The 13,090-nt window shown below is 65.2% G+C and carries 13 protein-coding genes; 7 read left to right on the top strand and 6 right to left on the bottom strand.

Annotated elements, in window-relative coordinates:
* Positions 1–32: 32 nt before the first annotated feature.
* Complete coding sequence (locus QA642_RS36965; RefSeq protein ID WP_283081299.1) at positions 33–689, bottom strand: DsbA family protein; 657 nt, start codon at positions 687–689, stop codon at positions 33–35.
* Positions 690–825: 136 nt separating this feature from the next.
* Positions 826–1,323, bottom strand: coding sequence for a DciA family protein (locus QA642_RS36960; RefSeq protein ID WP_283081298.1), 498 nt, complete (start codon positions 1,321–1,323; stop codon positions 826–828).
* 199 nt (positions 1,324–1,522) lie between these two features.
* On the opposite strand from QA642_RS36960, the gene mutY reads away from it, so the two are divergent.
* Positions 1,523–2,623, top strand: a complete 1,101-nt coding sequence (gene mutY / locus QA642_RS36955; RefSeq protein ID WP_283081297.1) for an A/G-specific adenine glycosylase — start codon at positions 1,523–1,525, stop codon at positions 2,621–2,623.
* 70 nt (positions 2,624–2,693) lie between these two features.
* On the top strand, positions 2,694–3,116 hold the full coding sequence (locus QA642_RS36950) for a PaaI family thioesterase (protein WP_283081296.1): 423 nt from the start codon (positions 2,694–2,696) through the stop codon (positions 3,114–3,116).
* Between the two features lie 209 nt (positions 3,117–3,325).
* Here the strand turns inward: QA642_RS36950 and QA642_RS36945 are convergent, their stop codons facing one another.
* On the bottom strand, positions 3,326–4,603 hold the full coding sequence (locus tag QA642_RS36945; RefSeq protein WP_283081295.1) for a flavin-dependent oxidoreductase: 1,278 nt from the start codon (positions 4,601–4,603) through the stop codon (positions 3,326–3,328).
* 128 nt (positions 4,604–4,731) lie between these two features.
* Between QA642_RS36945 and QA642_RS36940 the strand changes: the two genes are divergently transcribed.
* Positions 4,732–5,352: a glutathione S-transferase family protein gene (locus QA642_RS36940; protein ID WP_283081294.1), complete on the top strand. Its 621-nt coding sequence runs from the start codon at positions 4,732–4,734 to the stop codon at positions 5,350–5,352.
* Positions 5,353–5,560: 208 nt separating this feature from the next.
* On the opposite strand, the gene QA642_RS36935 is transcribed toward QA642_RS36940, so the two are convergent.
* Positions 5,561–6,484 (bottom strand): LysR family transcriptional regulator, encoded by a 924-nt coding sequence (locus QA642_RS36935; RefSeq protein WP_283081293.1) that lies wholly within the window; start codon positions 6,482–6,484, stop codon positions 5,561–5,563.
* A gap of 91 nt (positions 6,485–6,575) precedes the next feature.
* On the opposite strand from QA642_RS36935, the gene QA642_RS36930 reads away from it, so the two are divergent.
* The 4 genes from QA642_RS36930 (at position 6,576) to QA642_RS36915 (ending at position 11,863) form a co-directional block, all read left to right on the top strand.
* Positions 6,576–7,019, top strand: coding sequence for a nuclear transport factor 2 family protein (locus QA642_RS36930; protein WP_283081292.1), 444 nt, complete (start codon positions 6,576–6,578; stop codon positions 7,017–7,019).
* A 74-nt stretch (positions 7,020–7,093) separates the two neighbouring features.
* Positions 7,094–7,240: a DUF1127 domain-containing protein gene (locus QA642_RS36925; RefSeq protein WP_349253805.1), complete on the top strand. Its 147-nt coding sequence runs from the start codon at positions 7,094–7,096 to the stop codon at positions 7,238–7,240.
* A 277-nt stretch (positions 7,241–7,517) separates the two neighbouring features.
* Complete coding sequence (locus QA642_RS36920; RefSeq protein WP_283081291.1) at positions 7,518–9,527, top strand: methyl-accepting chemotaxis protein; 2,010 nt, start codon at positions 7,518–7,520, stop codon at positions 9,525–9,527.
* Positions 9,528–9,853: 326 nt separating this feature from the next.
* A complete protein-coding gene (locus tag QA642_RS36915) occupies positions 9,854–11,863 on the top strand; it encodes a methyl-accepting chemotaxis protein (RefSeq protein ID WP_283081290.1) in 2,010 nt (669 codons plus the stop codon).
* Between the two features lie 58 nt (positions 11,864–11,921).
* On the opposite strand, the gene QA642_RS36910 is transcribed toward QA642_RS36915, so the two are convergent.
* Together QA642_RS36910 and QA642_RS36905 are read right to left on the bottom strand one after the other, a co-directional pair.
* A complete protein-coding gene (locus tag QA642_RS36910) occupies positions 11,922–12,602 on the bottom strand; it encodes a glutathione S-transferase family protein (RefSeq protein ID WP_283081289.1) in 681 nt (226 codons plus the stop codon).
* 114 nt (positions 12,603–12,716) lie between these two features.
* On the bottom strand, positions 12,717–13,043 hold the full coding sequence (locus tag QA642_RS36905; protein ID WP_283081288.1) for a hypothetical protein: 327 nt from the start codon (positions 13,041–13,043) through the stop codon (positions 12,717–12,719).
* Between the last annotated feature and the right edge of the window lie 47 nt (positions 13,044–13,090).

The raw sequence follows: 13,090 nt of genomic DNA, 5'->3' as shown, positions 1-13,090 counted from the left end.
TCGAGATGCGAATCAGGATCTTGACGAGCGAATCAGCTCTTGAGCAGCGGGTTGATCTTCTTGGCGAACTCCTCGAACGAGGCCTCGCCCTTGATCTTCTCGCCATTGATGAAGAAGGTCGGCGTCGAATCCACCTTCAAGATGTCGCTGGCATATTTCTGGTCGGCGGCGATCTTGTCGAGCAGCGCCTGGTCCTTCAGGCAGGCTTCGACCTGCTGCTGGGTGAGGCCGGCCTGCTTGCCGATCCGCGTCAGGGTCTCGGTGGTGTTCTTCATCACCCAGTCGCTCTGCTGGCGGAACAGCATGTCGGTGACCGCGAAGTATTTCGTCGCGTCGCCATTGGCGATGCAGCGCGACAGCATCGAGCCGGCGGCGGCTTTGATGTCGAGCGGGAACTCGCGGAAGATGTAGCGGATCTTGCCGGTGTCGATGTATTCCGACTTGATCTTGGGGAACACCTGCTCGTTGAAGGCCGCGCAATGCGGGCATGTCATCGAGGCGAATTCGGTGATGGTGACGGGGGCGTCCTTCGGGCCGAGCGCCATGTCGGGCAGCGACACCGGCTTCGCCACATCAGCGGCCGACTGCGCCATAGCCTCGCTGATAAACCGCAGCGGCGAGAGCCCGGCGACCGCGGCAAGCCCGGTCAGCGACAGCATCGTGGTGAAGGCGCGGCGGGTGATGATCAAGGTCGGCTCCCGAATTGGATGGTCTGCCCCAAGGTCCTTTCAAAGTTCCCGTTGGGCGGCCTGTCGCTAGCTTGAAACGTCGTTTGAGGCAATGGCGAGGGACACGGACAGGTCCAGATTGGCCGCAAAATGAGGCTCAATTTCGCTTGATGGCGGCCCCGAGCCGCGCCAGCGCCGTCTTCAAATCTTCATCTTCGATGGCCCCCAGGCTCTCCGCCACCTTGGCGACGCTCTTGGGGTCCGGCGGACCCGGGCGCTTCCGGACGCGGGGCCGCGACAGGGGGGCCTGGCGGAAGGCCAGCTTGCCGACCGCGCTCCAGCCGAAGAAGCGGTTGACCCGCTCCAGGATGACGTCGGCGGAGTGCTGGATCTCCAGCGCCATCGGCCCCTCGACCCGCAGCACCAGCGTGGCCGGCTCCTGCGGCTGGCCCTCGACCGGCCGCGGCCATTGCATCTTGAGCGGCTCGGCATGCGCCGCGATCTCCGGCCCCGCTATCTGTGCCCACCGCGTCACCAGCTCGCGCGCCGCAAAGCCCTGCTTGGCATAGGCCTCGGCAAAGACGTCGTTGAGCAGGATCGACAGCGGCTTTGCGCTGATGGGACCGGGCTTGAAGATGGGGCCGGATTTGGACATGGGCGCTTTATAGCACTTCGGCGGGTGGACCACAGGCCCGCGGCTCGTCATGGCCGGGCATAGCCGTCCGGAGGACGGCGTCGCTTCCGCTCGCCTATGTCCGGCCATCCACGTTCTTCCCTAGAAGAAAGACGTGGATGCCCGCGACGAGCGCGGGCATGACGTAGAGAGGCCGGTGCATTTGCCGCTACAGTGATGCATGAGCTCCAGATCCGTCCGCAAGCCGAAGCCGGAACCTTCCCTGCCGGAGACCACATCGCGCCCACTCGCGCTGCTCCAATGGTACGATCGCCACCGCCGCCGGCTGCCCTGGCGCGCCGCGCCCGGCGAGGCGTCGGACCCTTACCGCGTCTGGCTGTCGGAGATCATGCTGCAGCAGACCACCGTGAAGGCGGTCGGGCCTTACTTCGAAAAGTTCGTCGCGCGCTGGCCTGACGTCGCGGCGCTGGGGAGCGCCTCGCAGGACGACGTGCTGCGGATGTGGGCCGGGCTCGGCTATTATTCGCGCGCACGAAATCTCTACGCCTGCGCGGTCGCGGTGACGCGCGAGCACGGTGGTGTGTTTCCGGACACGGAGGAGGGGCTGCGGACACTGCCGGGCATTGGGCCCTACACCGCGGCCGCGATCGCAGCGATCGCGTTCGACCGCCGCACCATGCCGGTCGACGGCAATATCGAGCGTGTGGTGTCGCGGCTCTTTGCGGTTGAAGAAGAGCTCCCGCAAGCCAAGCCGCTGATCCAGCAATTGGCGGCGACGTTGCTTGCCGACACGCGCGCCGGCGACAGTGCGCAGGCGCTGATGGATCTGGGCGCCTCGATCTGCACGCCGAAGAAGCCGGCCTGCTCGCTGTGTCCGTTCACTGAGGACTGCACGGCGCGTGCGCAGGGAACGCAAGAAACGTTTCCGCGCAAGGCGCCGAAGAAGAGCGGGACGTTGCGGCGTGGCGCGGCCTTTGTCGTCACGCGCGGCGACGAGCTGCTGGTCCGCTCGAGGCCCGAAAAGGGCCTGCTCGGCGGCATGACCGAAGTGCCGGGGTCGGACTGGCTCGCAGAGCAAGAGGATGCGACGGCGAAGCAGCAGGCGCCGGAATTGAAGGGGCTGTCGCGCTGGCAGCGCAAGGTGGGCGTCGTTACCCACGTCTTCACGCATTTTCCGTTGGAGCTGGTGGTCTACACGGCAAAGGCGGAGGCGCGCACGCGCGCGCCCGAGGGCATGCGCTGGGTGCCGATCGCAACCCTTGCCGGCGAGGCGCTGCCCAATGTCATGCGCAAGGTGATCGCGCACGCGCTGGATCTCTAGCCGATTGTCCTGCTGCCACCATGGTGTCAGCAGGGCTAGCTTATCTGTCGGTAAGCAACGGAGGAGCCGCATGGTCAAGACCGCGCTCGACGACTTTCCAAGGCCACCCTGCGCGAAGCTGCTCGGCTGGCGCCTGCTCGACGCAAAGCCCGAGGAGGGCTGGATCAAGCTCGCCTTCGACGGCAAGCCGGAATTCTGCAATCCGGCCGGTTTCATCCAGGGCGGCATGCTCTCGGCCATGCTCGACGACACCATGGGGCCCGCGGTGCTGGTGATGAGTGAGGGGCGGCTCTACACGACGACCATCAGCATGACCGTGAGCTTTTTGGCGCCGGCAAAGCCCGGACCGATCATCGGCGAAGCCAAGGTGACGCAGCTCGGCAAGACCATTGCGTTCGTCGAGGCGAAGCTGATGGCGGAGGATGGCACGGTGCTGGCGACGGCGAGCGCAAGCGAGAGGTTGTTGGAGGCGGCGAGGGTGGTGGGCAAATAGTCCAGCCGCGCGCTCCACTTCCCTTTTCCCCTTGTGGGAGAAGGTGGCGCGAAGCGCCGGATGAGGGGTTGTCTCCGCGAATTCTAACAGCGAGATGAGTGTGCGGGGACAGACCCCTCACCCAAGTGAGCCTGCGTCTACGAGCGTCGTTGCCCTCTCCCACAAGGGGCGAGGGCACATTCATGCGCATCTCGCTTTGAGCGAGCACATCACGCCCTTGCCCTTGCGTCCTTGCTCACGATCGGCGGCTTCGCGTTCAACGCCTCGACCTGGAATCCCGCGACGCGCTTGTAGTTGGCGGCGATGTCTTCCAGCTCCTTTTGCGACAGCACGTCGGTGACCACCTTGTAACCGTCGGGCGCGCGCTCCTCGACCAGCTGCATCACCTGCTCGGGGCCGTTCTTGCGGTTGAGCAGGACGAGGTCGGTGGTTGCGGGTCTGCGCTCGGCCTCATAGGCGAGCAGCGCGGCCTGTGTCGGGCCGTGGGCCAGGATCTCGCGGGTGATGACGCGGGCGTCGAGGATCGCCTGCGAGGCGCCGTTCGAGCCGATCGGATACATCGGGTGTGCGGCATCGCCCATCAGCGTGACCTTGCCGAAGGTCCATTGCGACACCGGATCGCGGTCCACCAGGGGATATTCGTAGGCGTGCGGGCAGTTCCTGATGAGGCCGGGCACGTCGAGCCAGTCGAATGTCCAGCTCTCGAACCAGGGCAGGAATTCTTCGAGCCGCGCAGCACGGTTATAGTCCTCGCGTCGCCATTGATAGGTCGGCGGCATGTGACGCTCGGCGACCCAGTTGATCAGGTGGTTGCCTGATACGTCCGGCTCTTTCGAAATGGGATAGCAGACGAATTTCAGGATCTCGTGGCCGGCCATGATCATGGTGCGGCCGGTGAGGAAGGCCTTTGCCGGCGTGACGCCGCGCCAGAGGATGCGGCCGTTCCAGATCGGCGGACCTTCTTTCGGATAGAGCTTTTCTCGCACGGCGGAATGGATGCCGTCGGCGGCGATCATGATCGCGCCATCGTAACTGCCGGCAGCCTTGCCGGTCGCCCGGTCGATGAAGTCGGCGCGCACGCCGTTCGCCGTTTCGCTCCAGCCCGTCAGGTGATGGCTGGTCAGGATGTTCTCGCGGCCGAGCCGCTCGACCGCGGTGTCGAGCAGGATTTGCTGGAGGGTGCCGCGGTGGATCGAGAATTGCGGCCATTTGTAGCCGGCTTCCAGCCCGCGCGGCTCGCTCCAGATCGGCTTGCCGTGCTTGGAGAAATAGGCGAGCTCGCGGGTCCGCACGCCGCTGGCGTCCAGCTTGTCCAGCAGCCCGAGCTCGATCAGCTCGCGGACCGCATGCGGCAGCACGTTGATGCCGACGCCGAGCGGCTTCAGTTCCGCGACGCTCTCGAACACTTTTACGGGAACGCCGATTTGATGCAGGCTGAGCGCCAGCGTCAGCCCGCCGATGCCGCCACCGGCGATGAGTACGGTCATGAGAAAGCCCCTCCGATCATCGGCGTCTTGGCACAGGCGGGCCGCGGTGGGCAACTGCGAAGAGGATGTCTTGCTATGGACCTGGGCTCCGGCAGCGGCTAATTTCCAATTTTCCCATGAGGTCCGACATGCTCAAGCTCTACTACGCCACCGGCACCTGCGCGCTCGCCACCTATATGACCCTGGAGGAGGCCGGCGCCGACTACACGGCTGAACGGCTGAGCTTCAAGGACAACCAGCAGAACAGCCCGGACTATCTCGCGATCAATCCGAAGGGCCGCGTGCCTGCGCTGGTGACCGATCGCGGCGTCCTCACCGAGACGCCGGCGATGCTGGCCTATATCGCGCAAACCTTCCCCAAGGCAAAGCTCGCGCCGCTCGACGATCCCTTCGACTTCGCGCAAGTGCAGTCGTTCGACTCCTATCTTTGCTCGACCGTGCATATCAACCACGCCCACAAGATGCGTGGCGCGCGCTGGGCGACGCAGGAGACCTCGCTTGCGGACATGAAGGCGATGGTGCCGAAGACCATGGCCGCTTGCTTCAAGCTCATCGAGCAGAAGATGTTCAAAGGCCCGTGGGTGATGGGCGATCAGTTCACGATCTGCGATCCCTACCTCCATACGCTCTCGCACTGGCTCGAAGGCGACAGCGTCGACATCAACGCGACGCCGAAGATCGCCGATCATTTCAAGCGCATGTCCGATCGCCCGGCGATCCGCAAGGTGATGGACGCGCAGAAGGCGTAGGAGCACTGCGCGGCCGCATATTCCCCTGTCGTCCCGGGCAAGCGAAGCGCAGACCCGGGACCCATAACCACAGGGAGAAGTTTCGGCCCGAGCTGACAACCACGAGTCTTCGCCAAACCACATCCTGTGGTTATGGGTCCCGGATCAGCGCTCCGCTTCGCTGCGCTTGTCCGGGACGACGCCGAGTGTGTTGAGAGAGCATCCCACCCTACGGCAGTTTGCGCTTGGCTTGCTCCAGCTCCCGTCCCGTCTCCAGCATCAGCCGCCGCAGCCAGATCGAGCCCGGGTCCATCTGCGCCCGCGTCGGATAGAACATGAACTGCTCGTCGATGCCGGGATCGAGCGGCGGCGTCACCGTGACGAGGCCGAGTTGATTCGACAGCGCCGCGATCAGCCGGCGCGGCACGAAGGCGACGAGGTCGGTTCGCGCGGCGACGTGCAGCGCTTCGAGATAGCCCGACACCACCAGCGAGATATGCCGCTCGATGCCTTTGCCGTGCAGCCAGGTGTCGATGAGATCCTCGGCATTGCCGCGGATGATCACGCCGACATGGCGCGCGGCTAGGAACGTCTCGCGCCGCTTCAGCTTGGTGCCGACGGGATGGCCGCGCCGCACCGCCAGGGCATCGCTGTCGGTGTAGAGCAGCTGGCGGTGAAATCCTTTGAAGGCGTTGCCGATCGAGATCACGAGGTCAATGGTGCGGGCGAATTCGGCGTGGAAGATCGCCGGCCCCCGCCACGGCACGACGTCGATGCGGACGTTGGGCGCAAGGCGCGTCACCTTCTCCATCAAAGGCGGCATCAACAGCTCGACCGCAAGATCCGGCATCATCAGGCGGAATTGCCGCTCGCTGCGCGCAGCATCGAAGTCCTCAGGCAGGAACAGCCCGCGGACCTGGTCGAGCGCCTGCGCCAGTGGCGCGCGGAGCGTTTGCGCCCGCGGCGTCAGCTCCATCCGCGCGCCGGTCCGCACCAGCAGCGGATCGCCGAAGATGTCGCGCAGGCGCTGCAGTGCGTGGCTCGCCGCCGGCTGCGACAGGCCCATCCTCATCGCGGCGCGGCTGACATTGGCCTCGCGCAGCAGCGCGTCGAGCGCGGTCAGGAGATTGAGGTCAAGGGAATTCAAATTCATGAGGTGAATAGATATCATATCTGCTATCGATTTGAAGAATTTCGATCGGCGAACGATGATCTCCGTGGTTCTTACCAAAGGAGATGCCGCCATGAGCGCGAGCGCCAACAAGAAACTGATGCAGGATATTTTCGCCGCCGCCGCCAACCCCGATCCGGCCGTGCGCGATCGCGCCCTGTTCACCGCAAGCCTTGCCGACGATGCCAGATGGGTCGTGACCGGCCAGTATTCCTGGTCGCGCACCTTCACCGGCAAGGAGGCGATCCTCAACGATCTGCACGGCTATGTGCGCACCCGCCTGCGCGACCGCACGCGCACTGTGGCGCACCGCTTCATCGCCGATGGCGACGTCGTCGTGGTGGAAGCCAAGGGCGACAACGTCACGCCCGAGGGCGTGCGCTACGACAACGACTATTGTCTCGTGTTTCAGTTCGAGGAGGGCAAGATCAGGGAGATCCGAGAATACTGCGACTCCGTCCTGACCGAGAAGGCGCTGGGTCCTTTTCCGCAGACGGGTGTGAGGGCCGCGAGCTGACCGGACTGAGCCGCGTCGCGTCCGCCGGCCGGTCTCATCCGCCACAGTCGTCGATTGTCGTGCGCGCATGGCGGATGCTGGTGGACATCATGCGGGTTCGGCGGGAGCGTTCCCGGGCCCGGTACCAGCTCGCTGCCATGACCGAACGGGAGCTTCAGGACTGCGGCATGACCCGGTCGGAGATTGCGTACGAGTTGGAGAAGCCCGTTCGGCGAAAGTAAAATGACAGAGCGGACATCGGCGCGCCCTTCATCTTCGCGACCCGTGATGGTGAGCGCGCCGATTCATGCATAGCTGGCTACAAAATCAGCAGGCGTTGCGCGCTTCGCCGCAGGTTTGCGCGAAATATTGGAAGGTTCAATTAACGAGTGTCCCCCATTGTGTCGCAGTGCAGCGTGAGTCGCCTCAAGCGCGACGTGCGGCTGCCAGGGTGGCCGTGACGATTGCCGGATTCGTTCGGTCCGCTCGAATTCACATGCATCCGGGTGGACAGTGGGAATGCCGAAGTTTCGTTTGCGGATCAGGGGACGCCTGTACGCAGGCTTCATGGCCCTGGTGGCGGTTGGTCTCGTGATGGCGGTGGTTGCCATCTGGAACTTGCGGTCGGTGCAGGAGCAGGTCGCGAAGGCCTCGGCGTTCTCGGACAGCACGGCGCGGGTGCTGGAGATCTCGACCCATCTCCAGGCGATCCAGCGGGCCAATCTGCGCTACATCTACGATGCCAATGAATCCGCGATGAAGGAGGCCGCCGAGCGGGAGACCGCGGCGACTGAGCTGTTGCAGGTCGGCGCGAAGGGGACGGGCTCCGAGGAGCGGCGGAAGCTCTACAGCGATCTGATCGCCGACATCGCCAAGATGCGAAGCCTGCGTGACAATCTCGGCGACGCCGTCAACGAGGCGCGGACGGGCAAGGCGACGCTGCTCCCGAGCGGCGACGAGCTGACCGTCAAGACGGGCAAGCTGGTCGACATGGCCCGTGCGGCCGTCGACGAGGACACCGCGGCGCTGGTCGCGGATCTCGAATCCAGGCTGCTCGTGGTGCAGATCGCAAATTGGCGTTTCCTGGCCCTGCGCGACACCAAGGGGCCGGCCAACTTCAGGACCAATGTGGACCGGGCGATGCAGCGGCTTTCGGCGCTCGAAAAGAGCCCGCAGGCGAGCGAGCTCCGCACCACGCTCGCTCCGGTGAAGACCTCGCTCGGAATCTACAAATCCGCGTTCGAGACCACGTCGGCGGCGATGCTCCAGGCCGACGAGATCTATCACAAGAACCTCGCGCCGCTCATCGTCGACAGCATCGGCAAGCTCAGGGCCGCGGAAACCACCCTGAAGAAGGATTACAAGGAATCCCGCGACCAGACCGAAGCCGTCATCAGCGGCACGACGACCGTGCAGGAGACTGCGGGCGGCATCGCCATCCTGTTCGGCCTGATCGTCGCCTTCCTGACCGCCCGCAGCCTCGTCGGTCCCCTGACCTCGATGACCCGGGCGATGGGGCTGCTGGCCGGCGGCAATCTCGAGGTCGAGATTCCCGGTCGCGGCAACGCCGATGAGATCGGCGACATGGCCAAGGCGATCCAGGTGTTCAAGGACAACATGGTCGAAACCGAGCGCCTTCGCGCCGAGCAGGTCGCTGTCGAGGCGCGGCAGGCCGAGAGCCGCAAGAAAGACATGGTCCGGCTCGCCGATCAGTTCGAGCAGGCGGTCGGCGAGATCGTGGACACCGTGTCGTCGGCATCGAGCGAGCTGGAAGCCTCGGCCGGCACGCTCACCGCGACCGCCTCGCGCGCCCAGGACCGGTCGACTGAAGTGGCCTCCGCCTCGCAGGAGGCCACGGCCAACGTGCAGGCCGTCGCCTCGGCGACGGAAGAGCTGTCCTCCTCGGTGAGCGAGATCGCCCGCCAGGTGCAGGAATCCGCCCGCATCGCCACCGAAGCCGTCGGCCAGGCGAGCCGGACCAATGCGCGCGTCGGCGAGCTCTCCAAGGCCGCCGCCCGCATCGGCGACGTGGTCGAGCTGATCACCACCATCGCCGGCCAGACCAATCTCCTTGCGCTCAACGCCACGATCGAGGCGGCGCGCGCCGGCGATGCCGGGCGAGGTTTTGCCGTGGTCGCCTCCGAGGTCAAGGCGCTCGCCCAGCAGACCGCGAAGGCGACCGACGAGATCGCTCAGCAGGTCTCCGGCATCCAGGCTGCCACGGAAGAGTCGGTCGGCTCGATCAGGGAGATCAGCGGCACCATCGAGCGGCTGTCGGAAATCTCCTCGACGGTGGCGGCGGCCGTGGAACAGCAGGGCGCGGCGACGCGCGAAATTTCCCGCAACGTCCAGCAGGCGGCGCACGGCACCCAGCGCGTCTCGACCAATATCGGCGAGGTGCAGCGCGGCGCGTCAGAGACCGGCTCGGCCTCCTCGCAGGTGCTCTCGGCGGCGCGCTCGCTGTCTTCAGACAGCAACCGGCTGAAGCAGGAGGTCGCCAAGTTCCTGAGCTCGGTCCACGCCGCCTGAGCGGGGCGGACATCAAAAAGCAGACGTCGCAAGAGCTAAGGTCCACGCGCGTGTGCGTGGATCCGAAGCGAGGCACTACGTGATCCGGCCACCAATTCTGTGCGCCACCGGTGCCCAACTCTTGTACATCGGAACAGACGATAGCGATGTCTTCGTCGGCTTCTCCGTAGTCGACGCCGGTAAAATACAGCCTCAATTAACAATTGTTCCGCAATGTACGGCGGCGGTGCAGCACGATTCCCGGGGTGTGGTTGCAATGGATCGCCATTGCAATCGTAAGAAGGTCGTCGGCTGCTTCTCTTTTCTTCCTTGATGGGTGGACAGTGATGCCGAGCTTGCGTTTAGGAATTCGGGGGCGTCTCTACGCCGGATTTTCGGTTCTCGTGGTCCTTGGCCTGGTGATGGCCGCGGTCGCCGTTTGGAATCTGTGGGCCGTTCAGGCCCAGATGACGCGGCTGTCCGCGCTGTCGGACAACACGGCGCGCGTGCAGGAAATCTCGATCAACCTCCAGGCGCTGCGGCGCGCCAACCTCCGCTACATCTATGACGCCAACGAGCCGGCCTTCAAGGAGGCTGCGGAGCGGGAGGCCGCGACGGTCGAGCTGTTGAAGGCTGCGGCCAAGTCGACGCTCTCCGAGGAGCGGCTCAAGATCTACAATGGCCTGCTCGCCGACATCGAGAAGATGAAGTCTCTGCGCGAGCGCATGGGCGCCGCCGTCAACGAGACGACCAAGGGCAAGGCCGTTCTGCTCGCCGGTGGCGACGAACTGACCGCCAACACCGGCAAGCTGGTCGAGGCCGCGCGTGCAACCGGCGATACCAGCGTGGTCGCCCCCGTCGCCGATCTTGAATCCAAGGTCCTGCTGGTTCGTGTCGCGAACTGGCGCTTCCTCGCCGTCCGGGACGCAAAGGGGCCGGCGACCTTCAGGACCAATGTCGATCGGGCGCAGCAAGCGCTCAAGTCCCTGGAGGGGGCCGGTCTGCCGGACGAGGTCAAGGCCGCGTTCGGGCCGATCAAGAGCTCGCTTTCGACCTACAAGGCGGCCTTCGAGACGACCTCCGCCGCAATCCTCCAGGCCGATGAAATCTACCGCAACGAGATCGCGCCCCTGATCACCGAAAGCGTCGACAAGCTCAAGGTGGCGGAGACCGGACTGAAAGCGGACTATCAGAAGTCGCGCGCGGCCGCCGATGGCGTCGTTGCCAGCACGACCTGGATTCAGGAAGTCGCCGGCGGCCTTGCGGTCCTGTTCGGCGGCCTCGTCGCCTTCCTGATCGCGCGCAGCATCGTCGGACCGCTGACCACGATGACCCGGGCGATGGGGTTGCTCGCCAGTGGTGATCTCAAGGTCGAGGTCCCCGGCCGTGGTAACAGCGACGAGATCGGCGACATGGCCAAGGCGATCCAGGTGTTCAAGGAGAGCATGGTCGAGACCGAGCGCCTGCGCCACGAGCAGGTCGAGGTCGAGGCGCGGCAGGCCGAGAGCCGCAAGCAAGATATGAGAAACCTGGCCAATCAGTTCGAACGTGCGGTCGGCGAGATCGTCGACACCGTGTCCTCGGCATCGAACGAGCTGGAAGCCTCGGCCGGCACGCTGACGACGACGGCCTCGCGCGCCCAGGACCTGTCGACGGAAGTCGCCAGCGCCTCCCAGGAGGCCTCGGCCAATGTTCAGGCCGTCGCGTCGGCTACCGAAGAGCTCTCCTCCTCGGTCAGCGAGATCGCCCGCCAAGTGCAGGAATCCGCCCGCATCGCCAGCGAGGCGGTGGGGCAGGCGACCAAGACCAACGAGCGCGTCGGCGAGCTGTCCAAGGCCGCCGCCCGCATCGGCGACGTGGTCGAGTTGATCAGCACCATCGCCGGCCAGACCAATCTCCTCGCGCTCAATGCCACGATCGAGGCGGCGCGCGCGGGCGAGGCCGGTCGCGGCTTTGCCGTGGTCGCCTCCGAGGTCAAGGCACTCGCCGAGCAGACCGCGAAGGCAACCGGTGAGATCGCCCAGCAGGTCTCCGGCATCCAGGCTGCCACCGAGGAATCGGTCGGCTCGATCAGGGAGATCAGCGGCACCATCGAGCGGCTGTCGGAGATTTCCTCGACGGTCGCGGCCGCCGTGGAAGAGCAGGGCGCGGCGACGCAGGAGATTTCCCGCAACGTCCAGCAGGCGGCTCACGGCACCCAGCGCGTCTCGACCAATATCGGCGACGTGCAGCGAGGGGCATCCGAGACCGGCTCGGCCTCATCGCAGGTGCTGTCGGCGGCACGCTCGCTGTCTTCAGACAGCAACCGGCTGAAGCAGGAAGTCGCCAAGTTCCTGAGCTCGGTCCACGCCGCCTGAACCTTAGAAGCAAAAGGCCACGCGCAAGCGCGTGGCCTCGAAGAGCTGTGTCGTGCGATCAGGCGACCTTGGTCGTCATGTGCCTGAACATGTTGCGACGCGCCTCGTCGTCCATCTCGGCCTTGAAGGTGAACTTGTCCTTCAGCGCGATCGCGCGTGCCGCGGCGGGACGGGCCGAGATCTCGTCGACGAGCCGCTTCACGTTCGGGTAGCGCGCAAAGGCGCCGTCGCCGAGCTTGAACGGCACCATCCGCGCCCAGCCCCACAGCGCCATGTCGACGATCGAATAGGCATCGCCGACCATGTAGCTGCGGCCTTTGAGGTGACCGTCGAGGATCGTGTAGTGGCGGTCGGTCTCGTATTGGTAGCGGTTATGGGCGTAGTCGTGGTTCTGGTCCTTCGGCGCGAAATGCTTGAAGTGCACCGCCTGACCCGAATACGGGCCGACGCCGGTCGCCACGAACATCAGCCATGACAGCAATTCGGCGCGATTGGCGGGCAGGAACTTGCCGGTCTTCTCGGCGAGATAGAGCAGGATGGCGTTGGAATCGAACACGATCGTGCCATTGTCGTCGATCGCCGGCACCTTGCCGTTCGGGTTGATCTTCAGATAGTCCGGCGAGAACTGCTCGCCCTTGCGGGTGTCGACCGCGACAGGCTCGAACGGCAGTCCGGACTCCTCGAGGAAGAGCGCGACCTTGGTCGGGTTCGGCGATCCGTTGAAATAGAATTTGAGCATTGAGCATCTCCCCAGTGTGTTGCCGAGAGCGAACGCGTGGCGTCCTCTCTTGCCAAACCCGGGGCCGGACGCGCAAGCGGCGAGTTGGCGGGCGGTATGTGCGCGCCACGCAGATCAGCCGGCGTAACAAAGCCCGATCGCCGCCGTAACGACCATCGCCGCGCCGACCGCCTCCAGGCGCAGTCCGAGCTTGGCGGCGAGATGCATGTCGGAGGCGCGCGCCGCGCGCTCGGATCCGCGGGCATAGCCGTGCACGATGACGTCGTGATTGAAATTGTCGTGCGCCTCGTTGCTGCTGGCGAGCCCGACGCAGACCACGAGCACGCCGAACAGCGCGAGGCCGAAGAAGCCGAGCAGTGCGATCAGGAACATCGGAAACATGCCGAGCAGGAAGATCGGCAGCAGCGGCACCAGCAGCAAAGTCTCGGACTGTCGTCGCATGGGGGCCACCCGTCGGGACGGGGCTGATCGGGCGAATGTAGTCCCGG

It is taken from the genome of Bradyrhizobium sp. CB2312 (assembly GCF_029714425.1).
GTDB lineage: Bacteria > Pseudomonadota > Alphaproteobacteria > Rhizobiales > Xanthobacteraceae > Bradyrhizobium.
The sequence above is the reverse complement of the archived record's forward strand: the minus strand, read 5'-3'. Positions and strand labels throughout refer to the sequence as shown.

Excerpts from the sequence above, each read along its gene's own strand:
- QA642_RS36915 (WP_283081290.1), top strand. The coding sequence starts at position 9,854 with ATGCCGAGCTTGCGTTTAGGAATTCGGGGGCGTCTCTACGCCGGATTT.
- QA642_RS36945 (WP_283081295.1), bottom strand. The coding sequence starts at position 4,603 with ATGACCGTACTCATCGCCGGTGGCGGCATCGGCGGGCTGACGCTGGCG.
- QA642_RS36935 (WP_283081293.1), bottom strand. The coding sequence starts at position 6,484 with ATGAATTTGAATTCCCTTGACCTCAATCTCCTGACCGCGCTCGACGCG.
- QA642_RS36940 (WP_283081294.1), top strand. The coding sequence starts at position 4,732 with ATGCTCAAGCTCTACTACGCCACCGGCACCTGCGCGCTCGCCACCTAT.
- QA642_RS36910 (WP_283081289.1), bottom strand. The coding sequence starts at position 12,602 with ATGCTCAAATTCTATTTCAACGGATCGCCGAACCCGACCAAGGTCGCG.
- QA642_RS36920 (WP_283081291.1), top strand. The coding sequence starts at position 7,518 with ATGCCGAAGTTTCGTTTGCGGATCAGGGGACGCCTGTACGCAGGCTTC.
- QA642_RS36930 (WP_283081292.1), top strand. The coding sequence starts at position 6,576 with ATGAGCGCGAGCGCCAACAAGAAACTGATGCAGGATATTTTCGCCGCC.
- QA642_RS36960 (WP_283081298.1), bottom strand. The coding sequence starts at position 1,323 with ATGTCCAAATCCGGCCCCATCTTCAAGCCCGGTCCCATCAGCGCAAAG.
- QA642_RS36950 (WP_283081296.1), top strand. The coding sequence starts at position 2,694 with ATGGTCAAGACCGCGCTCGACGACTTTCCAAGGCCACCCTGCGCGAAG.
- QA642_RS36905 (WP_283081288.1), bottom strand. The coding sequence starts at position 13,043 with ATGCGACGACAGTCCGAGACTTTGCTGCTGGTGCCGCTGCTGCCGATC.
- QA642_RS36925 (WP_349253805.1), top strand. The coding sequence starts at position 7,094 with ATGCTGGTGGACATCATGCGGGTTCGGCGGGAGCGTTCCCGGGCCCGG.
- mutY (WP_283081297.1), top strand. The coding sequence starts at position 1,523 with ATGAGCTCCAGATCCGTCCGCAAGCCGAAGCCGGAACCTTCCCTGCCG.